The 23,145-nt window shown below is 36.6% G+C and carries 14 protein-coding genes and 5 pseudogenes; 11 read left to right on the top strand and 8 right to left on the bottom strand.

Features of this window, described 5'->3' with window-relative positions; translation table 11 throughout:
• Positions 1–121 precede the first annotated feature (121 nt).
• The 7 genes from ACFIM1_RS03030 (at position 122) to ACFIM1_RS03000 (ending at position 8,888) form a co-directional block, all read left to right on the top strand.
• Positions 122–2,017, top strand: a complete 1,896-nt coding sequence (locus ACFIM1_RS03030; RefSeq protein ID WP_375609214.1) for a BID domain-containing T4SS effector — start codon at positions 122–124, stop codon at positions 2,015–2,017.
• Between the two features lie 336 nt (positions 2,018–2,353).
• Positions 2,354–2,527 (top strand): hypothetical protein, encoded by a 174-nt coding sequence (locus tag ACFIM1_RS03025; RefSeq protein ID WP_375609213.1) that lies wholly within the window; start codon positions 2,354–2,356, stop codon positions 2,525–2,527.
• A 32-nt stretch (positions 2,528–2,559) separates the two neighbouring features.
• Positions 2,560–4,215 carry a BID domain-containing T4SS effector gene (locus ACFIM1_RS03020; RefSeq protein ID WP_375609212.1) on the top strand — a complete coding sequence of 552 codons (1,656 nt, stop codon included), beginning with the start codon at positions 2,560–2,562 and terminating at the stop codon, positions 4,213–4,215.
• Between the two features lie 778 nt (positions 4,216–4,993).
• On the top strand, positions 4,994–6,565 hold the full coding sequence (gene murJ, locus ACFIM1_RS03015) for a murein biosynthesis integral membrane protein MurJ (protein ID WP_375608076.1): 1,572 nt from the start codon (positions 4,994–4,996) through the stop codon (positions 6,563–6,565).
• A gap of 60 nt (positions 6,566–6,625) precedes the next feature.
• Positions 6,626–7,696 carry a tryptophan--tRNA ligase gene (gene trpS, locus ACFIM1_RS03010; RefSeq protein WP_375609211.1) on the top strand — a complete coding sequence of 357 codons (1,071 nt, stop codon included), beginning with the start codon at positions 6,626–6,628 and terminating at the stop codon, positions 7,694–7,696.
• A 62-nt stretch (positions 7,697–7,758) separates the two neighbouring features.
• Complete coding sequence (locus ACFIM1_RS03005; RefSeq protein ID WP_375607238.1) at positions 7,759–8,250, top strand: universal stress protein; 492 nt, start codon at positions 7,759–7,761, stop codon at positions 8,248–8,250.
• Between the two features lie 59 nt (positions 8,251–8,309).
• Positions 8,310–8,888 carry a NifU family protein gene (locus ACFIM1_RS03000; RefSeq protein ID WP_375607237.1) on the top strand — a complete coding sequence of 193 codons (579 nt, stop codon included), beginning with the start codon at positions 8,310–8,312 and terminating at the stop codon, positions 8,886–8,888.
• A 444-nt stretch (positions 8,889–9,332) separates the two neighbouring features.
• On the opposite strand, the pseudogene ACFIM1_RS02995 reads toward ACFIM1_RS03000, so the two are convergent.
• The 3 genes and pseudogenes from ACFIM1_RS02995 to ACFIM1_RS02985 form a co-directional block, all read right to left on the bottom strand.
• Positions 9,333–9,415 (bottom strand): annotated as a pseudogene (locus ACFIM1_RS02995) (DUF4102 domain-containing protein); the annotation flags it as partial.
• A gap of 1,052 nt (positions 9,416–10,467) precedes the next feature.
• Positions 10,468–10,803 carry a zinc ribbon domain-containing protein YjdM gene (locus tag ACFIM1_RS02990; protein ID WP_375607236.1) on the bottom strand — a complete coding sequence of 112 codons (336 nt, stop codon included), beginning with the start codon at positions 10,801–10,803 and terminating at the stop codon, positions 10,468–10,470.
• A 1,278-nt stretch (positions 10,804–12,081) separates the two neighbouring features.
• On the bottom strand, positions 12,082–13,710 hold the full coding sequence (locus ACFIM1_RS02985; RefSeq protein WP_375609210.1) for an alpha-D-glucose phosphate-specific phosphoglucomutase: 1,629 nt from the start codon (positions 13,708–13,710) through the stop codon (positions 12,082–12,084).
• A 216-nt stretch (positions 13,711–13,926) separates the two neighbouring features.
• On the opposite strand from ACFIM1_RS02985, the gene ACFIM1_RS02980 reads away from it, so the two are divergent.
• Positions 13,927–14,451: a peroxiredoxin gene (locus ACFIM1_RS02980; RefSeq protein WP_375609246.1), complete on the top strand. Its 525-nt coding sequence runs from the start codon at positions 13,927–13,929 to the stop codon at positions 14,449–14,451.
• Positions 14,452–15,002: 551 nt separating this feature from the next.
• Here ACFIM1_RS02980 and ACFIM1_RS02975 read toward each other — a convergent pair.
• The 3 genes from ACFIM1_RS02975 to pyrF all read right to left on the bottom strand — a co-directional run bounded on the left by ACFIM1_RS02975 (position 15,003) and on the right by pyrF (position 19,518).
• Positions 15,003–15,548: a replication protein gene (locus ACFIM1_RS02975; RefSeq protein ID WP_375608074.1), complete on the bottom strand. Its 546-nt coding sequence runs from the start codon at positions 15,546–15,548 to the stop codon at positions 15,003–15,005.
• A gap of 1,117 nt (positions 15,549–16,665) precedes the next feature.
• Positions 16,666–18,159, bottom strand: coding sequence for a histidine--tRNA ligase (hisS, locus tag ACFIM1_RS02970; protein ID WP_375609209.1), 1,494 nt, complete (start codon positions 18,157–18,159; stop codon positions 16,666–16,668).
• Positions 18,160–18,672: 513 nt separating this feature from the next.
• The gene (gene pyrF, locus ACFIM1_RS02965; protein ID WP_375608072.1) at positions 18,673–19,518 is read right to left on the bottom strand and encodes an orotidine-5'-phosphate decarboxylase; all 846 of its coding nucleotides are present in this window, start codon (positions 19,516–19,518) and stop codon (positions 18,673–18,675) included.
• 520 nt (positions 19,519–20,038) lie between these two features.
• Here pyrF and ACFIM1_RS02960 point away from each other — a divergent pair.
• Positions 20,039–20,188: pseudogene (locus tag ACFIM1_RS02960) on the top strand (transcriptional regulator); the annotation flags it as partial.
• A 444-nt stretch (positions 20,189–20,632) separates the two neighbouring features.
• Here the strand turns inward: ACFIM1_RS02960 and ACFIM1_RS02955 are convergent.
• Together ACFIM1_RS02955 and ACFIM1_RS02950 are read right to left on the bottom strand one after the other, a co-directional pair.
• Positions 20,633–20,823: pseudogene (locus ACFIM1_RS02955) on the bottom strand (helix-turn-helix transcriptional regulator).
• Between the two features lie 97 nt (positions 20,824–20,920).
• Positions 20,921–21,052: a hypothetical protein gene (locus tag ACFIM1_RS02950; RefSeq protein WP_375609208.1), complete on the bottom strand. Its 132-nt coding sequence runs from the start codon at positions 21,050–21,052 to the stop codon at positions 20,921–20,923.
• Between the two features lie 864 nt (positions 21,053–21,916).
• Here ACFIM1_RS02950 and ACFIM1_RS02945 point away from each other — a divergent pair.
• Positions 21,917–22,580, top strand: a pseudogene (locus ACFIM1_RS02945) (lysozyme).
• Positions 22,577–22,803, top strand: a pseudogene (locus tag ACFIM1_RS02940) (hypothetical protein). Before ACFIM1_RS02945 ends, ACFIM1_RS02940 begins: the two co-directional pseudogenes overlap by 4 nt.
• The last annotated feature ends 342 nt before the right edge of the window (positions 22,804–23,145 follow it).

Genomic DNA, 23,145 nt, shown 5'->3' with positions numbered 1-23,145 from the left:
GCTCAGTTTTATATCCTCTCTTATAAAAGATAAGTGAAAAAGCATAAAACAGAATAAACACCAACGTGTATTTTTAAATAGTATTTAAAAACAATATTGGAAAAATTTGAAAGGAAAATGCATGAAAAAAAGAAATCCCTCCCCTTTTATCGCCGAAATGATGGAAAAATTTCAACAACAGGATGAACAATTTCCCACCAGAACGCCCCCTCCCCAAGTTTCTCAAAGTGTACCAAAACCACCTGTACAAAAACGCCCAGAGAATTTGTCACATTCCCCAAAGGTTGCACCACCACCTCCCCCACGTATGAGAGACAAAACGCTAACCGACGCAAAAGTCCAAAAGCCTGAAACTCAAAAAAATCCCTCCCTACAGACAAAAATGCCTCCGCCTAACCCCCCACGTATGAGAGATAAAACGCTAGCCGATGCAAAAGTCCAAAAGCCTGAAACTCAAAAAAATCCCTCCCTACAGACAGAAATGCCTCCGCCTAAACCCCCACGTATGAGAGACAAAACGCTAGCCGATGCAAAAGTCCAAAAGCCTGAAACTCAAAAAAATCCCTCCCTACAGACAGAAATGGCTCCGCCTCCCCCCCCACGTATGAGAAACAAAACGCCAACTGATGCAAAAATCCAAAAGCCTGAAACTCAAGAAAGCCCCTCCACGCACATAAAAACGGCTCCACAAAGACCCCCGCGTGCAAAAGATAGAGAACAAAACAAACAAACTGCTCAACAATCCCCCTCTCTACAGACAAAAATGGCTCCGCCCCTTCCCCCACGCATGAGAGCCAAAGTGCAAACCAGCACACAAATCCAAAAACCAGAAACCCTCGTCCCAAGTGTTAGACCCAAAACACCATCACATATGAAAGTCAGGCAGCAAAGCAGTTCATCATCACAAGACAGTGGAGCATATGCCGTCCCGCCTTCAAGAAAACCGCACCGAATAGGAGACAAACAAAAAAGCGATGCGGTTATCCAAAAACCTGCCTCTCCACATATAGCAATAGAACAACCAAAACCGTCTCACGAACCAAAAACATCCATTAATTCAATGGAACGAGAGCTATTGCTCGTAGCATATCAAGAAGAAATACAATTTTTGTGCGAAAAGGTTTATGGCGACCGACTTATTTTAAATGAAAGAATAGAAGCAATCAAAGAAAACCCCGATATGGGAGAACAGCTCTTATGGGATGTTACAGAACGGCCTAAGTCTATTTCTAAGCTTGCTGGTAGAAAAGTTCTTGGCATAAAAAATCATGCGCGCAAACAAGCTGAAGAAACTCTTCCTACCCTATGTGCTGCTATTAACGGTTATGTGTATACTTCAAAATATACAAAAAGTGAAAATATTTTTCAAGATCCTCACACGGAACAACAACATCAGCGACAAGCACAGGAGGAAGAGCTAACAAATCAACATTTACAAAATCCGCTCAATTCAGAAAAGAAAATAAAACCTCTCTCAAATCAGGAAATTGCTCGCAGAGTTCAACAAGATCCATCGGTTCAATATGGTCAAAGAGAGATCCAATATTGGTGCAAAGTTGTTTATAATGATCCATTTATTTTGCAATATAGAATGGAAGATATGCACAAAATTCCAGAGATGGGAGAAGAAATCGTATTTCAAATTGAAAAGGATTCTACATCTTTTGCTCCGCTTGCTGGTAAGCAAGTCCTTGGCATAAAAAATGGAGTACGCAAAGCTGCTGAAGAAAATCTTCCTACTCTTTGTACCGCCATTAAGGATTATACTGATACGATAAAACAGTTAAGAGACACCATCGTGCAAAACCATCAGGCAGAACAACAAAAACGTCATCAACCGCTTAACGATCTCGATAAAAAATTGCAACAGCAGCAAAGCCTATCGCAGTCCCCGAAGCTACCTGAGCGCTCAACAATAAAGCAATATCAAGAAGTTGCAGAAACTTCTAGACAAGAAAATCAACCGCATGTTCGACCACGCAAAGCAGAAACATCAAAAGCAATGGCTTTGTCGTGACAGTCTAATCATCGTTGACTTTTCATACAAAACTTTGGTGCAATTATCTTGCCAAAATTGCACCAAAGACGGTGTATGAAATACAGAAAACTTTGAATAAGGCACCCCATTATTTTACAGAATTCATTGATAAAATTTCACGATAATACTTCATAAAAATTACAAACTTTAACTTTGTTCCATGATTAACTTGGTTCCATGCGAATAAGGTCAATTTTTTCAATCATTCAAATAGGCACTCTTCTTTGAAGAAAATGCTATGAAAATAATAAAAGGCAAAAAACGTAAAAAAGAAGATTTTAAAAAAATAATGTTACCATTTGAAAGGAAATATGCATGAAAGAAAACACAGAACATTGTGCCTCCTCTACACCGGAAGAATTGCAAGAACAACACTCTGCAATTAATGCAGCCATTTCAAAGCAAATCAATGAAGAAGCGCAAAATTTTTCTACCCCAATAGCAAAGTGCTTAAAAATAAATACCGCATCAAAGATAACGAAATATTAAAAGAACGCTGTTCTAATGATGTAAAAGAAGAAATGATAAAACTGCACCAAGAACCTCTACCAGAGCAGTTTAATGCCTCTTATCTAAAATACCTTCATCAACGCCTCTTTTCCCGCACATTTGAATGGGCCGGACAAACGCGCGAAGAGCCTTTTACATTTGAAGATGGCACTGTTGCTTCTATGCCAATGATGAAAAAAGCTGGTATTTCTTTTGCCTCAGCAAAACAGATACAGAAGGGGCTAGAAAATTTAGATAAAATACTTGCTGAAACGAATAGTTTAAAAGGCTTAACCCGCGAAACATTTGTTGAACATGTCACTGAAATGTTGATACAGCTCAACTATACGCACCCTTTCAGAGAAGGTAATGGACGCACGCAACGAATATTTTTTGAAAAACTTGGGCAAATTGCTGGCCACACACTCGACTTTTCTCTTGTAACAGAAAAACGTATGAATCTTGCCAGCATTGCATCGCTAAAACATAACGATAAAGAAGAAATGAAACATCTGCTTGAAGATATCTCAAATCCAGAAAAAATACTTATTTTAAAAGAATTCATGGACAATATGAAACATATCGGGCTTGAGAGTATTCATCATCATCTTATTATAACAGCAAAAGAAGGTCATACCTATAAAGGCTTTTACAGAGGCAGTGGACCCAATGGCTTTATGCTTGATGCTAACGGAATTTTCATCTTGGGAAATAAAAAAGATCTCACCCTAGAGCAAATACAGACATTAAAAATCGGTGACGCTCTCTCCTTTACAGCACCAAAAATTCAAAACCAGCAAGAAGTGCTTATCCCCGCACAAACAATAGCCCACCTTACCAACAATGAAATTGCCACAAGGATAAAAAACAACGTTTCCATTCAAGCAAAAAGAAAAGAAATAGAAACTTTGTGCCAAATCATTTATGGCAATCGTCATACTTTGCGGGAAAGAATTGAGATGATCCATGAAAATCATACTGAAGGAGAACAACTCTCCTATCAAATTTCCACCTCCCCCCAATCTATTTCTAAGCTTTCTGGTAGCAATGTATTTGGCATAAAAAACAACGCGCGCGCCCATGCTGAAGCAAATATTTTGCCCCTCTGTAAAGCCATTGATCGTTATATCAATATTTCTAAACAAACAGAAAGAGACATTCTCCATACCCATCATGTAAAACAAAGGCGGTGTGAACAGTCGGTAGAAATACCTAAAGCTTGGATAACAAATCTCTTTTCCGTGTCAAAAACACAACAGCAAGAAACGTTATCAAACTCTCCCGAATTAAGGGGGGAGATAAGGACTTATATCAAAAAAATCAATGAGCGCTTATCCTCAAGCGAGCATGAAGCTATAAAAGAAAATAATCCTGAAAGACTTGCGAAGAGTCTTGGCACATCAACCATCAAAGCAAAAGAGATTATGGAAATAGTCAAGCAGATAAAAGAGATAGAACAGCATATACAACCCATGTATTTTTATAATCATAAATTCGATGAGCGTTTCGCACCAAACCAGCATCAATCTATAAAGAAAAACAATGAAAAAAAATGTTCCAACACTCTTGATAAAGAGGCAATTAAAGTGCAAAAAATGACAGAAAACGTCAATCAGAATCCCAAAAGACAAGAAAATATTCAACCTCACAAAACGGCACACGCAAAAGCAATGGCAATGAATGTCTAAAAGGTTCATAAACTTTAACTTTTTCGCCCCCTCTGGTAAAAATGATAGCCTTTATCCCCCTTGCCTTCATCGGCAAATCAATCGCACCTCAAAGAGAATGGAAACCATGAGAGAGTAATTTTTATCTTATTTCCTCAGATTTTATCCTCATCAACTGTGAAAAGAAACCTGAACAGGAAAAATGCTGTTGAAAGATCATGTCTTCCTATCCTCTTGTTTATGTAATCTCTAAAATGGGAGGGCCGGCAAATTTGGGGAAAACATAAAGCCGTAAAAGTGAAAACCAATCACCAACTTTACCATTACCTTTTAGCTCAGCCTTACGACTTTTTAAAAGATCTAAAGCGCTGTTTTCTTAATAATGAATAAATAATGGAAATGGCGCATTGCTCCACGCTTTTATTTTATTGGAGTTCTTTTAATAGGGTCACACCCCTCACATAAAACAGAACGGTATTGGCTTACACTATTCACGATATCACACCATAAAGGGAAATGATCATTATATATCCCTTCAAACTGTTATGATATCACTCGCATATTTCAGTTTGAAAAAGAAATTTTAATTATTTTATGGCAACAATAAAAATTTTAATGCAACAGTAAACAAGGAGCATAAAAAAGTCTTCAAGCACCATTGTTGACAGAAAGATAAACACCGTCGTAAAACGCTTTCAAAAAGTCTCCTTGATTAGGATAGAGATCAGATTTTTACGATTTAAAACAGTTTATTTCTCCTGTCATCGCTTCTCTTTTACAACAAAGTTGATATATCTTTATGACATTGATTAAAAAAATTGCGACAGTTGCTTCCGGAACCCTCATGAGCCGTATTTTTGGCTTCGTACGCGAAATGCTTATGGCAGCAGCCCTAGGGACAGGTCCTGTTTCTGATGCCTTTAACGCTGCTTTTCGTTTTCCCAACACATTTCGTCGTTTTTTTGCTGAAGGTGCCTTTAACGCTGCTTTCATTCCTCTTTTTGCAAAAAAAATCACTGAAGAAGGCCACGAAACGGCATGCAAATTTGCAGAAGAGGTCTTTGGCGTTCTCTTTTCACTGCTCTTACTGTTAACGATTGCGATGGAACTCAGTATGCCTTTTTTGGTACGAACCATTATTGCTCCAGGTTTTACAGAAGATGTAACAAAATTTAACGCTACAATTCACTTTACTGCAATCATGTTTCCCTATTTAACCTGCATGTCGCTTGCTGCCATGATGGGGGGTATGCTTAATGCTCTACGACGCTATTTTATTGCCGCCATTGCTCCACTCTTTTTAAACATTGTTCTGATTGGTGTGCTTGCCTATGCTTGGATCTATAAACTTGACGCTTGGCATATCGGTTTAAATCTCTCTTGGGGTGTGTTGGCAGCAGGGCTTCTTCAACTCACCTTAATTGCCCTTGCTTTACGTCAAAGTGGAATGAAAATTTCCTTCCGCCAGCCCCATTTTAGTCCTAATGTTCGCAAGCTGTTAACTTTAGCATTTCCAGCAGCCATCACGGGTGGCATCACGCAAATTAATTTGCTCATTAATACCAACATTGCTTCTAGTCAATCAGGTGCTGTTTCTTCTTTAATGTATGCGGATCGTCTTTATCAATTGCCTTTAGGCGTAATCGCCATTGCCGTTGCAACGGTTCTTTTACCAGAGTTAACACGCGCTTTGCGGAGCAAAAAGCATAAAGAAACCCACCATTTACAAAACCGCTCTATTGAATTAACATTGTTGTTAACACTTCCAGCATCCATCGCTTTTTTGCTGCTCTCCACTCCCATTGTCAGTTTGCTCTTTGAACGAGGACAATTTACCAGTCAATCAACACACCATGTTGCACAATTACTGGAGCTTTATGGACTAGGACTTCCAGCTTTTGTTCTTATTAAGGTCTTTATTCCTAATTTTTTTGCCCATGAAGATACCAAAACACCGATGATTTTTACAGGTATTTGCGTTTTTATCAATATCGGTCTCGCCTTAACATTATTTCCTATTCTATCTGCACGAGGCATTGTTATTGCTGAAATTACCTCTGGATGGGCCAACACCCTGTTGCTGTGGAGTGTCCTTATCAAACGCGGTTATTGGAAATACGACTTCCAACTAATAAAGCGAATATTATGTCTCATGATGGCAACTCTTTTGAGTGCACTAGCCGTCTATTACGGATTGAATGTATTTAGTTTTTTGTCTTTTCCTTTATCCTCACAAGCATCCTTTTTCTTGCGCGCGATCACCTTAGCTGGGATCATGATTGGCATATTTTTGATCTATTTTAGTACCTATTTTTTATTCAACACCCGTTCCTTTTTTCACACGCTTAAAAATTTGAAAAAACGCTCATAATATCTATACTTTGTCAAAAACAATAAAATGAATAACCTTAATTGAAGAAAGAGCACTCCTATGGATACCTTCACACCACTTGTCTTTTCCGGCGTACAACCGAGTGGTCATTTACATCTTGGCAATTATCTTGGAGCCATTCAGCGTTGGGTTGAACTGCAAAACTCTCATCACTGTCTCTATTGTGTTGTGGATATGCATGCGCTCACAGTCAACCCAGATCCCCTTACTTTACGCGAATCCACCAGAACAGTGACAGCAGCTTTTTTAGCCGCCGGTATTGATCCTCAAAAACACATTATTTTTAACCAATCACGTGTTTTTCAACATGCTGAACTCGCCTGGATTTTTAATTGTGTTGCCCGTATCGGCTGGCTTCAACGCATGACACAATTTAAAGATAAAGCGGGAAAAGATCGCGAAAAAGCATCCATCGGGCTTTTTGCTTATCCCACTTTGATGGCTGCTGATATTTTAGTCTATCGTGCAACCCATGTTCCAGTAGGCGAAGATCAAAAACAGCATGTTGAACTCACACGCGATATTGCACAAAAGTTTAACAACGACTATGCACAGCGTATTGCCGAATTAAATTTTGGCGTCTCTATGCAAACGGATGAAGAAAAAAGACAAGGCTTTTTTCCTCTTCCAGAAGCACTGATTGGAACAACAGCCACACGCGTTATGTCTTTGCGCGATGGGACGAAAAAAATGTCAAAATCAGATCCTTCAGATTTTTCACGCATTAATTTGACCGATGATGCTGATCTTATCGCAAAAAAAATACGTAAAGCCAAAACGGATTCGGCCCCTCTTCCCGATACCCTTGCCGCTTTAAAAGAACGACCAGAAGTAGATAACCTGCTTGGTATTTATGCCGCCTTTGCCAAAGTTAGCAAAGAAAAGATTCTTTTAGAATTTTCTGGTCAACAGTTTTCGCATTTTAAAAAAGCTCTAGCCGACCTTGTTGTCCATAAGCTTGCCCCTATAACAGAAGAATTACGTCGCCTTCATAAAGAAAGCGGTTATATCGACTCTGTTTTGCATGATGGCGCTAAACGTGCTAGTATGCTTGCAGAAGAGAATATGAAAAAAATTCGTGAAATTGTTGGATTTTTGCACGATACATAAAAATAATAAAACTAAAAACTGTAGAGAGCAAAAAAATCGTTTGTACAAAATAGAGAAAGTGCATGATTTCCAAACCCCAAAATCCGAAAAAAGAACCAAAGAAAAAAAACTTAGTTATTATCGATGAAACACCAGAGTGTCGGCGTGCCGTTGCGTTTGCCGCACAGCATGCCCAAAATACCAGTAGAACATTGGTATTACTTTGTGTCGTTGATAGTGTAGAATTTCAACATTTTCTGGGTGTAAACAACCTTATGCGTACAGAATCAAAGCAAAGTGCTCATAAAATATTAGGAGACATTGCCAGTGAAGTCCGCACCACCCATGCGCTTGAAACAGAAATAGTAGTGCGTGAAGGAAAAAAAATTGATGAGATTTCTAAACTGATCGACGAAGATAAAAGGATTGCACTGATTGTTTTAGCAGCCAGTGGACATACAGAAGGACCAGGACCCCTTGTTCAATTAATCGGGAATAAAGGGACAGCTTTTTCAATCCCTGTCATTGTTATTCCTAGCAATCTTGCCGATGAAGATATTAGATCTATTGCCTAAAAAATATAATTTTCTACAATGTAAGATCTTCCCAAGCCTTCATTATAAAAGGAGAATCTATGTTTATTCAAACTGAAACCACCCCAAACCCTGCAACACTTAAATTCCTGCCAGGACGCGTGGTTCTTTCTGAGGGCGTATTAGAATTTCGTGACCGTGAAGAAGCAGCTAAAAACTCACCTTTAGCGGCTAAACTGTTTAATATTCCCAATATCAATGGTGTCTTTTTAGGCTATGATTTTATCACCGTGAGCAAAAAAGAAGGAGAATGGCAACATCTTAAGCCCGTCATTTTAGGCACAATTATGGAACATTTTCTATCCAATGAGCCAGTGATCACCACCAACGCCACAACACAAGCACAAACCCATGCCCTTAACGAAGAATTTTATGACGAAAAAGATGCTGATATTGTCTTAACCATTAAAGAGCTCCTTGAAACGCGTATCCGCCCCGCAGTTGCCAATGATGGTGGAGACATTACTTTTCGTGGATTTGAAAATGGTATTGTTTATCTCAATATGCGCGGCGCCTGCGCTGGATGTCCCTCTTCAACGGCAACCCTCAAACATGGTATTGAAAATCTTTTACGTCATTTTATCCCTGAAGTTTTAGGCGTTGAAGCCATGCCACAATAAATATTGACCTCAATAGGTAAAACAACCACATTGATTGCCCTTCTTCAACAGCGCTCAAACATGGAGTGCAAAAATCTTACATCATTTTATTCCTGAAATTTTAGAAGTGAGCTATGCAGCCATAAAAATACAGTACTGTAAAAAAATCTAAACAAAATGATCCCTTCGCTCACCTTTCACCTCCACATATGCCTTAAAAAGCTTTCTGCCCCTTAAGAGCATAAGTTGTTTCAATAAACCAATCGCATAGACAGAAATAGAACGCATAGGGATGTGCATTTTAAATTTATTTTGTTTCATAATCTTGTCATGCAATTTTAACTAGGAAAACACGACCTCGTTACAAAAAAAGAAAACCCCAAAAAAAACATTGCAAGATAGAGTGCCCATTTGCTTCATCTTTCTCAGCTCTCCCAACGACAAAATCATGCAAAATACTTCTTGTAGCAAACCGGCACCATCATTATATCTGCCAGCCCCCAATGTTGCGACAGCCCTTGGCACTTAAGACGATTCATAAGAGCCATTTTTAATCCTTTCTTGTACAGTTTTTACCCACACGCCAGCCCCACTTGTGGTGTGCAAATAAGTGATTTTAATTGATTCAACATGGAACAGATTTGAAATGAGAGAATCCACGTTATTCGGGATTCTAATTCAATATGAATAACGCTAATTTATTATTATAAATCAATATGTTGTAGCATAAAATTGACAAAGATCATATTTTGCAACTTGAATGAAAATTCTGACATTCTTCTTATTTCAATTCTGTTTTTATTGCATCAATGAAAATCGTCCGCTTACACAGCACAAACTGGATAATAACAAAAACTATTTTTAATAGCGCTTATAAACACTTTTAAATATAAGAACTGTTGCAACATTGAGAGCTGGAAAAAAATGCATGATGATGCTACCTTATCAGTATCTCGTACCGATCTTTTCCTATTTTTGAGTCAAAAATTCCCCTCTAGCACCTTGAATCTGATCTCCATAAATATAGCGAGGAAGGTGTGTACAAATACTTGTAAAAATAAATAAATGTAAAATCAGATCTATTATGGTTGTTTTGGAAGTCATTTGAGAAAATGTGGGAATATTTTTTCAATTCAGCAGAAATAAGTTTGTTACTTTACGGCATCGTTCTCTTCATAAAGCGCATACCTTTATTGTTGCTTGTAAATCAACATCTACCCCTTCTCATCACAATATGTTTAAAAGAAAAGACAGTGTCAGTATTTCTCTACTATATATATTTTTCCAACCCTCAAGGTTGCAATAGCCCTTGGCACTTGAGATGGTTCATAAGAGGCCTTTTTACTACTTTCTTGTACCATGTCACTCCACACGGATCTCCCCGCCTGTAACATGCAAGAGACATGATTTTGATTGATTCAACACGGAACAGATCTGGAGCTCTCATTCAACATGCAAAATAGTGAATTATCTTTATAAATCAAATTATTGCTGTACGTATCTTTTATACCCCAATAAGGGCATATATTGCATCTATCTGATTGGCATAATCAGTGAAATAAGAAAAGAAATACAAAAACAATTGCAATAGGATAAACGTCTAAACTTTTTTCACAAACTCCGACTTTAAACTCATCTGCCCAATCCCAGGAATTTTGCAATCAATATTATGATCCCCATCTACCAAGCGAATATTCTTTACCTTCGTCCCCCCTTTTAAAACAGATGAAGCGCCTTTTACTTTCAGATCTTTTATCACCATAACAGTATCGCCATTTGTCAAAATCTGACCATTGGCATCATAAACAGTATCGGAAAGAACAGCGGCATCGTTCTTTTGTGGCCATTCATGTGCGCATTCAGGACACACAAAATTTTCACCATCTTCATAAGTATAAAGACAATCACAACGAGGACATTTGGGATATTGGGTCATAAATTCCCCTTTTTTAGAAAAATCATTCATTATGACGGTCATAAAACAAGAAATGCTTATTGTCCATTATTTTAGAAAAATACGTCCCTTTGTTTCATTCCCCATCTGCCAACTATGTTTGTCAATGCGATCACCACAGACAAGACGTTAATTTATAAGAATGATTTATCATTGTACACCTTAAATAAGCCCCTACCTATCATAAAATTTACTCCCTTCATTCTCTCTTATAAATCAATCAAAATCATTTTCTTATCCGTCACAAATGAAATTAACGAATGGATAAAAAATGAAAAAAGGAACATCTCTTAATAAATTCTCTCAAAGAGCGAAGCACGATTGAATATTGCGAGAAAAGAAAGTGATGCCTTAACTTGACCTTTTATTTTAAGTAAAAATAACGGTTATAATATTAGAGAATATGTTGATTTATAATCATCATCAATGGTTTTGTATGTTGAATAGAACACCCGAATATTTTAAGATTTTCTTATTTCAAATCCTCTTTTATTGAATCAACCAAAGCCTTGCTCTTGCATGTTACAAGTGGAAAGATGCATATTGGGAACTAGTCAATAAGTGTGATGGAGCTGGGCTTACTATCTCATAAAAATGGTGGTGCTCAATGTTGTCACTGCCCTTGGCACAAAAGATGATTGATTCATAAGAGGTGTTTTTAGTTCTTTTTTGTACAGTTTTTATCCACACGGCTCTCCCCGCTTGTTATGTGCAAATGAATGGTTTTAATTGATTCAACATGGAATAGATTTGAGATGAGATAATCTTACAATATTGGAAAGCTCTCATTCAAATTGAATAATACTAAATTATTATTATAAATCAATTTATTATCCAATATATATCGACCATTATATTCTTCACGAGGATTTACCGTTATCTCCTACATGAACAGCATTCCATAAAGAAGGGCGTAAGTGTATTGAGAGAGGCTTTTTAAATTAAGCATATGAAATGCGCAATAACGACAGTGTTCTGTTTTGCATGAGGAACATCATCCTATTAAACAAACACTTCTATCAAACCATCAGAAACCATTGGGCATAAATGCTCCGATTATGCTGGATTATAATTGCCTACAGCATTCGGTTTTAAGAAGCACGCAGTTTTAGGAATCGGATCGATATGTAAAGGTGAAAAAAACAAAGCGAGCTTGAAAATGGAGTTAAGCTCTTCCTTATGGCAAATAAAATCATGCCCCTAAAAACATACCCCATGTGATCAATCATCATACCTTTACAAAAAAACATTCCAATGATCTTAGGTAATAATATCAGGGTGGTCTCGTCCCAATACTTGTTGTATGTTTAGTAGTTTTAGTGCCACCTGTTGCAAAGGTTGGAGAACTTCTTGCGGATTAAAATTGTGTTTGCGTGGATCACTTTCATACTGTTCAAAATAAAGTCGTAAAGTAGCACCCAGTGTTCCTGTTCCCGACAAACGGACTACCAACCGTGCTCCATTCTTGAAAAAAATACGGATACCTTGCCGCGTGCTAACGCTCTGATCAACAGGATCATGATATGTAAAATCGTCTGCTTTTTTGACGAAAAATCCAGAAATTTCAGTTCCTGAATGTGGTAAGTGTGCACGCAAATGTTCTATAATTTCCAAAGCTTTATCGGCTTCGATTTCTTCATAATCATGCCGTAACGTGTAAAAACGCCCATAGGTGTACCAATGCTGTTGAACAATTTGTGCGACAGTTTTTTCTGTTACCGCTAAAAGATTTAACCAAAATAGGACAGCCCATAAACCATCTTTTTCACGGATATGATGAGACCCAGTTCCAAAGCTTTCTTCACCACAAAAGGTTACTTTCCCCGCATCCAAAAGCGTTCCAAAAAACTTCCATCCCGTTGGTGTTTCAAAAAATTTTAATCCTTTTTTTTCCGCAACCAGATCAGCAGCACGCCCCGTCGGCATAGAACGCGCTATCCCCACAACACCTTTTCTATATCCTTTAATGAGGTGTGCATGTTCAGCCATAATAGCCAGAGAATCTGACGGCGAAACAAATTGCCCACGACCAATAATGAGGTTACGATCTCCATCACCATCAGAGGCTGCGCCAAGATCTGGTCCTTTCTCTGACATCAATAAATCATAAAGAGCCTTAGCATAAACCAAATTGGGATCTGGATGACCACCTCCAAAATCTGGCAAAGGAATACCATTAACCACCGTCCCTTCAGAAAATCCTAAGCATTTTTCAAAAATTTCATGAGCATAAGGCCCTGTTACCGCATGCATGGCATCAAACCGTAAAGTAAGACCTCGAGCAACAGCCTTGGCAATACAGTCAAAATCAAAAAGCTCCTGCATCAAAGCAACATAATCAGCGACAGGATCAATAATATCAATCCGCATGGCTCCCATAAAGATCGTACCTTGCCTATCTAAATCAATATCTGGTGCTTCAAGAATTTTATAAAAAGAAAGACGTTGCGATGTTGCAAAAATAGCATCACATAAAGAATTAGGAGCGGGTCCCCCATTAGAAATATTATATTTAATACCACAATCTCCTTCTGGACCACCAGGATTATGGCTTGCAGAAAGAATAAGTCCACCATGGGCATGAGTTTTACGAATAAGATGCGAAACGGCAGGTGTAGAAAGAATACCGCCCCTTCCCATTTTAATAAGAGAGACACCATGCGCCGCTGCCATCTTCAACACAATCTGAAGGATAGTACGATTAAAAGTGCGCCCATCCCCCCCAAGAATCAACATTTTCCCTTCAAGAGGCCCAATGTTATCAAAAAGAGACTGTATAAAATTTTCCACATAATGAGGTTGTTGAAAAACAGACACTTTTTTGCGCAAACCAGATGTTCCCGGTTTTTGCCCCTCAAAAGCAGTGGTCAAAACTGTCTTTATGGTCATATCCATACCTTTATATTCTTTCCTATAATTTTAAGGTGAAGAGTATCCAAAGTCGACCATTAATTCTACTTGACGGAAGTGTGAAATATTTGCACACTCGTTAGAAGTAAGAATTTTTTAAGAAGCCCTTTTATTTAAAACGCTTTTTCCCATATGTTTTAAATACGAAGGCTGTTTTAAAACAAAATTTTCGTAAAAGAATACAGGAGCATCATGATGATGAAAAAAACAGTTCCCAATGTAACATTCCACACACGCGTACGCGATGAATCAATGGCTGGAGACAATCCTTATCGGTGGCAAGAAGTTAGCAGCGATGCTTACTTTAAAGGAAAGCGTGTTATCCTGTTTTCTCTTCCTGGAGCTTTTACCCCTACTTGCTCAACCTTTCAGCTGCCTGACTTTGAAAAACTCTATGATGAATTTAAACAAGCTGGTATTGATGAAATTTATTGCCTTTCCGTCAATGATGCTTTTGTCATGAATGCTTGGGGAAAAACACAAAATATCAAAAACGTGAAATTAATTCCCGATGGCTCTGGTGAGTTCACACGCAAAATGGGTATGCTGGTTGCAAAAGACAATGTTGGTTTCGGCATGCGATCATGGCGCTATGCAGCTGTTATTAATGATGGTGTGGTTGAACAATGGTTCGAAGAAGCAGGTTTTTCAGATAATTGTGCAACAGATCCTTACGAAGTTTCTTCACCACAAAATGTTTTAAAAGCTTTAAAAAGCTAATTTCAACCAAAAGTTATATATTTAAATTCTACGACACAAATTCCTTTTAGAGAGGGGATTTGTGTTTTTTGTATCTCTTGAAACATCTATTCGACATTTTAATTTACATAGCGTTTTTCAATTTGAATTAGCCCCTTGAATATCGTAATATTCCTTTATTTCAAATTTTTCTCTACTGAATCAATTATGATTACTTGTTTGCACATCATAAGCGGGTGTGGCGTGTAAGTAAAAACGCTTAAAGCACTAAAAACGCTTCTCCTAAGCGCTCCCGAATGCCAAGGCATTAATAATCCAAGGTTCACAAAAGCATCAAAAGAAAAAATACAGATCAAACATTTATTTAAAAAGGCACACACTTGAAATTGAGTTATGTCTCATAAAACAATCGAATATAGCATAAAAACTGCTCTGGATAAATAACCGTTGAGGAAAAGAATTGAATCAAAACAGATCCCGTAAACATTCCAGTTCACATACCATAAACAGACTCATTGCTGTTCTCATAGCAATTTATTCTAAGCTTTTATTTTTCTCTAAGAGAAAAACGGTTAAAGAAGTCGTTTATTTGGATATTCTACCATAAAGTGTGTTTTCATTTCTTCCTCTTCTATCTCTTCCTCTTCATCGAGCTCAAAATCTTCATCACATTCAGGAAGACCAAAAATATCTGGATTGATGAAATAACAATCTCTTTTTGTCCCCTTCGCTACAATTTTATTCTTTTCTAATTCTTTGATACCTTCTTTAAAACTTTCAAAATTAAGATATTCTGGTTCTTGAGTTGAAAGATCGCAAGTCAAAAATTCCTCAAGAATATCATGATCCAATGTTATCTGATCAAACCATAAATCCACATCATCTTCATCTGACATTTTCCCTACTTGCCACAACATCACAAAAAAAGCTTTCATACCACTAAATGATAGTGCAAAAATCATACGTCGACACGACGAGGCGCCTGAAAAAGTGATTTGCGGAAGATCTTCAAATCCAAAATTTGAAGGAGGAAGTTTAAATGACTTTCCAATCTCTTCAGGTTTTTTCAAAATAAAGGGATTTCTTTCATGTAACACTGTAAAATCATATTTGGCCATTTTCATTTCTCCGTAAAAAATTTATTTGTTATAATAAATGAATAATTTCAAATGGTTGTCACTATAATTTCTTATAATGCCTCTCATATTTTCCCTTTAAAAATTGTCTGATTTAAGTTATTCGTTGTTTCTGAAACTAAAAAAATCTTCCAAAATAAAACTTTTGAGATCTCTTTCATCTCTCATGGATGTGAGATTGCAGACTGTTGACAATAAAACAGTAGAAAATATGATACCAGCAAATGAGAATTCAAAAATTAAATCTATATGAATGATCAATATTTCTATAGACTAATGGATTTTTATAAACCTATTGGTCATCAATTTTTCTAAACATGGTTGCGCAAGTCCTCAAGCACTTCACTTTCCAGTGTTTTTCTTCACGAAGATGTTCCCATCAAACCCTCAAAAAAATGCATTTTATCGCCTTCAAAAACATTCATTTTATTGAATACAAAATGTTTTTACCTTTTAAAAGAATTTTCTTTTTATGCCATACGAACTTAAAAAATAACGCAATTTGTTGCTTTTCAGTTTCTAGATATGCGTTAAAATGAAATGATTTATTAGGTATTAATTCATTAAAATTGTACAGACAAACAGAAAATTTCTCTTTTTTTTGCTTGTCATTTTTTTAATTCTCTGCGAATTCCTCCAACACTTTCAGTATTCACAAGTCCAGAAGAGATGCATTCATCCATTAATTAGGTACCTAAAAAAGTCCTAAAATGTGAGTTTTCATATTTAATTACATCTATTTTAATTTTATCGTTCGCTTTTATTTTTTATTGAATCACCCAATGTAGCTCCTATTACAAACCTCTATCGAGAGCGGAGAGCTGTTTTTTTAATTGTCTGGTGTATTTTTTCCTGTTCCTAAGATTTTAATTAAGTACCATGTTTTATCTTTTTTAATGCGTTTAATACCATTTGTTTTCACTAGGTACTCTAAACCTTTCAACGATTTCAAAAAAAGTCACGCAAAGCTGTATAAACTGTTATGAAAAGAACACGACCATTATCAAGATAAAGATATATCTAAACAAGTAAAAGACAAATTCTGAAAATTGAAGAAGAAAATTTCAAACTTTTCCCCGCAATCGCTTTCACAAAACTTTTACCATACCCCTTTTTGGGCTGCCAAAATATCTTGTACTGTTTGAACCAATTGCTCTTCATCAATCATCACTTGCGCAGGACGGCTTTCACGCCATGTTTGATTATCCTTAATTTCATGAGACAAACGCGCCCCTTCAATCAAATCTTTGATCTGTATTTTTCCACTCTCACGTTCTTGTGAACCTTGGATAACCACACAAGGAGCTTGGCGACGATCTGCATATTTCATCTGCGCTTTAATTCCCGATACTCCCAAATAGAGTTCAGCACAAATTCCCGCATTTCGCAATTTCATCACCATTTTTTGATAGCGCGCAACAGCTTCTGGCTCTTTATCCATCATCAGCACCACAACGGGTCCAAGAGTATTTTTTACCGGCAATTTTCCAAGGTTTTGCAAAGCAGCGATCAAACGTGAAACCCCCATTGAAAAACCTGTTGCCGGAATATTTTCCCCACGAAAACGCGCAACCAACCCATCATAGCGCCCGCCCCCACCAACAGAGCCAAAAACAACTTTTTGCCCATCATCATTGAAAACATCAAAAAGCAATGCCGCCTCAAAAACAGGTCCCGTATAATATTCCAATCCGCGGACCACCGAAGGGTCAATTTTAATGCGATTATGATAACCATTAGCGGCAAAGATTGCTTGCATTTCTTCAAGCTCGCGAACCCCTTCTAGCCCTTGAGCACTCTGACCAACAACTTGTCTGAGAGCATCAAGCGTTTCTTCTGCTGTTTTAGCATTTACCGTGAGTAAGGAAAGAATACACTCAATCTCTTTATCCTTAAGCTCGGCCCCTTTTGTAAAATCACCACTGTCATCCAAACGCCCCTTACCTAAAAGCAACCGTACGCCTTCAGGACCAAATTTATCAAGCTTATCCATTGCTCTTAAGACAGTTAAGCGCTTTTCAATCTGCTCTCCTTCATCTAAACCAATCAACTGCAAAACACTTTCCAGAATTTTTCGGTTATTCAAACGAATGGCATAATCATGTTGCTGAATTCCTAATTTTTCCAAACTATCCGCTGCCATCATGCAAATCTCAGCATCTGCCGCAACGGTTGGTGTTCCAACAATATCAGCATCAAATTGCATAAATTGCCGAAACCGCCCCGGTCCAGGCTTTTCATTGCGAAAAACAAACCCCAACCGATAACTGCGATAAGGTTTTGGTAACGTATCAAAATTTTCAGCAAAATAACGAGCAAGAGGAGCAGTCAGATCATAGCGCAAAGACATCCATTGTTCATCATCATCTTGTAGCGAAAAAACCCCTGCATTGGGACGATCTGAATCAGGTAAAAATTTCCCCAACACATCCGTATATTCAAAAATTGGTGTTTCAAGCGCTTCAAAACCGTAAAGTTCATAAACTTCACGAATTTGCGCAATCATGGTTTCAGTTGCATACAATTGTGCACTTGTGCGATCAACAAAACCACGCGGTAAACGGGCTTTGGTTTTTTCTTTTTTCAATGACATGTTATTCTCTAGCAACAATCTGTGTTCACAGATAACCATTATCCCATAGAAACAAACGCTGCAATGACTTTATCAACCTAGAAGCTTTTAACAACATGTTAGAGGTTTTTATTTTACAAAAGCACTACCCTTATCAGGCAATAGTCTAAAAAAATTTCCCTTTAAAGGAATCAGAGCCATAAAACGAAAACACTCTCTAAATTCTCTTAAGCCTCATTTTAGCACGGTTAGCGTCCTTTTTATATTTTCTTGCCTATCTTGTCTTCTTAAAACAATTATTCATATATTTTCCAAAGTTTCTGCATTTTCTTCAAACACTTGACTTAGGTATTTGATCCCCCAATTCCAACAGAAAATGAGAAATATATTGTGCCTCTTTTTGAGAAGATAAAAAGCAACTCTTGGCTTTGAGATAAAGCAAAGTCACTTCTTGAAAGCAGTGTCTTCCTTAAAATTTGATAAGCCTCCCCTTCTTTATAAGAGCTTTCTCTCTTTGATGGCTTAGCAAAAAAATTAAGACAGAAGTGTATTTTTAGATTGCTCAGCAAAGTTATGAATGACACTTTTTAAATTAACACTATTTCGGCCCGCTTCTGTAATAGATCTTGAAATTGAAGGAATAATATTTTGCCATAACCTTTGAGGAAACTGTTGAGTTAATTGTGTTATTGTTCCCCCTTGAGCACCAATGCCAGGAACGAGAAACAAGCTATTTTCTAACTGTTCGATTGTATCTTTTGCTTCATGACCCAATGTTGCCCCAATAACTGCCCCGATAGGGCCAACCTGATGAGACTGACTTAAAGATTGGTTATTATATTCAAAAATACGCTGCGCCAAATGAACCGAAACAGTTTGATCACCAATGCGCGCATTTCGAATTTGCTTTCCCTCTGGATTAGAAGACTGAACAACCATAAAAACGGCTGTTTTTGTTTCTTCTGCAATCTTTATCAAAGGAATGAGAGCATCAAATCCTAAAAAAGGATTGACGGTTATGGCATCCGCTTTGAATGGACTATTGGGGCCAAGCCAAGCTTTACCATAAGCTTCAGCGGTAGAACCAATATCTCCTCTTTTTGCATCAACGAGAACTAATAAACCTTGTTCGTGCGCATTTTCAATGAGTTCTTCCAAAGCTTGAAGCCCTTCCGCCCCATATAACTCAAAAAATGCGGCTTGCGGCTTTATTATCCCCACTTTGCCCACAACGGCTGTTAAGAGAATATTACAAAAATCTTTTAGACCTTTATAATCACAGCTTAAATTCCATGATTGCAAAACTTTATAACTCGGATCAAAACCAACACAAAGGGGTCCATATTTTTCACTATTTTTCAAAAAAACTGAACAAAACATTTTATATCCTAACATAGCCTCTCTTTAAACTTTCTAATACAATCAAAAAAAAGCATTTGTCAAAATAATACAATACTGAACAGTGACACAGCAACTATCGAATTTTTGTGATAAAAACGTATCATGAACTGTTAACATGATAGCTGCTTTTCATTCCATTTGAACGTTTACATGCATTATAATGTTTGCATCATAATTTGCTTTTATAGTCTGTTCTATACACGGCAATCTTTTATAAAAAATGGTCAATTGAATCATGCATAAAAGTGTGAATTCTAAAGGAATTTATATAAAAATAAATTGATTCAACCTACTAATTTTATTGCATTTTTATGTAAAATTCTCCTATGCTAAATTGATAGCCTTTTAAAGCCGATATCAAAGCAAATGATCTTGTCTTCTCGGCGTCTCATTTCCCCCAACCCGCTCGTACCAAAGCATTTCCTGTAAAAATTGGTATAAACTCTTTCAGGACAATGCTACTCTCTTCTGTCGTCATCTTGCATTCGCAGAATGAGTGGCAGAGCTTTATAGAAAGTTGCAAGAGCGTGTTCAAAATATCAACGATATGGAAGAAGTAAAGCTTACTTTGCCTCTTCTAAAATTGCATTTAAAGTGTCAAATAGAGACTGAAAATGCACATCTACAAACGACACAAAACGCGGCTTAATTCCCCTAATATGCAAAATGAAAGTGGAAGACTTTTTACATGAAAATTATACAACCATTTGATTTATAAGTATATATTTCATCAAAAAATAGATAATCACCAACAAATGAAAATCTTTTTTGCTTTTTGGATCATTTGGCGTTGATTTTGATGCAAGACTTCACTTTTTGTTTAATTTTTCTCACAGGGTCTTCAAAGATGATTTTCTGGGCTTTCAAAGCATTTTCAAAAACCTTTCAAAGCTTTCTCTTATTTTACCATTGAAACGCTCTTTTTTTTGATTTTCGGTAATTTTTACAATTTTAGATGACAAAATCTAATTTGAAAAAACGAGCATTTAATGGTAAAAATTGTGCATAAAAATAACCAATTAACAAATAATCCCCCTAATTTCACCTCTTTCCACATACTTGTCACACTAGAATAATTTTACCTAATTTGCTCTCATTTATCCCATATTTTTTCTTTAAAGTACGTGCTAAAATCTCTTTTTTTACACTTCACTGCTTTACCTATCCTATACGGTTTTGGATATAGTCCTTGAAGAACCAAGTTGCGAATTATTGTTGTGGATACGCTAAAAAGCTGTGCACATTCATGGTTGCGATATATCTATCGCTATTATTAAAAATCATCTCATTTAGCTTTAGTGAAGGACTTTTTCCTTATTTTTCTTTTTTTATATTACATAAATGGGTGGAAATGCTGGGAGGACAAAGCCTCCCCATAACTTCAAGCGGATTTCGTCAAAATTCTTTGCGTCTCTTCTGCTATTGCTCCTAAAAAGATTTCAACAGCTTGATTGATTTGTTTAAGATGTTGCGAAAAGGTAGCCAATACAACACCAGACAAAGATGCCACCATTGTCCCCGCACGCTCCACAAAACACTTCATATGAAGAAGACGAAGGCGTTATTCATATGAAAAAGAAAATACATGAAACGGAACTCATCGTTCAAGTTTATTACAAGACAATATTCTTTACAAAACTATCAAATAGCATTGGTCTATATGTTGAATATGCTCTAATGATATATTGTTTCAGTTAGAAATAGACTACTAAGAGAGGGAGAAAATATTCATTATGTTTTATGTAATAGTTTATTTCACATCCTTCATAAAGGTATGTTTTTAAGTAAATTAAGCAATTAGAGAAAAAAATAAAGCATAATTAAATTAACTATAGCTTTTTTGATTAAACATGTATAATATATTATGTGTTAAGTATTGTTGTTATCTAAGATAATTGGTAGATGTATAACGCTTGATTATAATATCTCTTTTTTTATAAAAATTTCTACTACGTAAGTTATAGATTATATAATTATTTAAAAACCAATATCTATTATTTTTTCATTATTACATTTCTTATTTTTATTGAAAAGAACTTGCCTTCACTAGAAATATTGGAAAATATTGATTTTTTCAAGTAAGATTCCTTTAAATCATTCTAGATCAACTATTAGAGTTTGTGAATGGAGTTTCGTTGATTATAAATTTGGTTTATTAAAAGTTCTTGTCTTTTAAACAGAGAGGAGATCAATTACTGAAAAATAAATAGTGATTAGCGCAATTTTTGTTCCAACAAAAAAACGATATGAGTTTTTATAGGGCCTATTATAGTGATTTTAGTGTTATGAGACCCTTTCAATGTTTCGTTTTTTTAATGAGTAAATGTAAGTTTTGAATTCATATCCTGATTTTTGTAGTTTTTTATAGGATAGAATAATGCGAAAAATATCAAAAGAAGAGCTTACACTGATTAAGCAATTGGAAGGCTTACGTTTACGAACCTATAAAGATTCTGGTGGTGTATGGACAATTTGTTATGGACATACAAGTACAGCTAGTGCACCAACTGTCCATAAAAACATGCAAATTACGGAAAAAGAGGCTTTAAAAAATCTTTCGTCAAGACTTGAGAGAATGTGAAGCCGTTGTTGAAAAAGCCATTACCGTTATTTTAAACGATGAACAATTCGCGGCATTAGTATCATTTTGCTATAATGTAGGAATAACAGCCTTTTGTAATTCTACACTTTTAAAAAAGCTCAATAAAGGTGAATATGAAGCGGTACCAGCAGAATTGCAAAAATGGACAAAAGTAGGAGGAAAACGTATCCCAGATCTTGTCAATCGTCGCGCGGCCGAAGCCGGATTATGGGCAAAAAGAGTTCACGTTGCTCCCAATTATCATGTAGTAGAATCAGAAGGTGTAACAGGTATTTGCAAAGTAGAAGCTCTTGCACCAATCATAGGTTCTTTTTCAGGGCTTGGAGGGATTTTTGCGGGAAATGGCCCTGTTTAATGGGTTTTAGCAGGTATTATGGTTTTAGCAGCTTGTACAGCTATGGTCTATATTGCTAAACGCTTTCAGGAACACCCTCTCTGATCTTATGGATAAAAAAATATCTGACAATGACGTCAGCGATCATAGCAGCTTTTCTTATAGCTTTAGTGAAAGCCTTTTTCCTTGGAAAAAAGTTGAGAAACAAAAGCAAACAAATGAAGCTTTCAAGATAGCGAAAACACGGCTTGAGGTAGAAAATGAAATTAACAAGAAAAGTGATGCTGATGTGCGCACTAAGCTTTCTAACTGGTTGCGTGACGAATGAACGAACTTCTTGTATTGGGTGGCTGCCCATTTATTTGAATCGATAAGATATCAATGTCATTAGTCTAAATTTGGCGAGAGATATTCTAAAACATAACGAACAAGGTGAACATTTATGTGGTTGGAAACATAAACAGAAAATAAAATGATAAAAATACAATTCCTCTGAGACATTACTCGATGAAAAAATTTGAAAGAGGTGAAGGCATTCAGATTAAAAGCAGCAACACTTAAAGGATTAGAGCACTTTGATGGTTCATTGATTTAATTGAAATGACAAAGGTGCTCAAATGACAACCAAAGGATTTAAGCGGTTATATTTGCATAAAATGATTGAGTGTAT

The sequence above is a fragment of the Bartonella sp. AC158YNML genome (assembly GCF_042196725.1).
In the GTDB taxonomy this organism is placed as follows: domain Bacteria; phylum Pseudomonadota; class Alphaproteobacteria; order Rhizobiales; family Rhizobiaceae; genus Bartonella.
The sequence above is the reverse complement of the archived record's forward strand: the minus strand, read 5'-3'. Positions and strand labels throughout refer to the sequence as shown.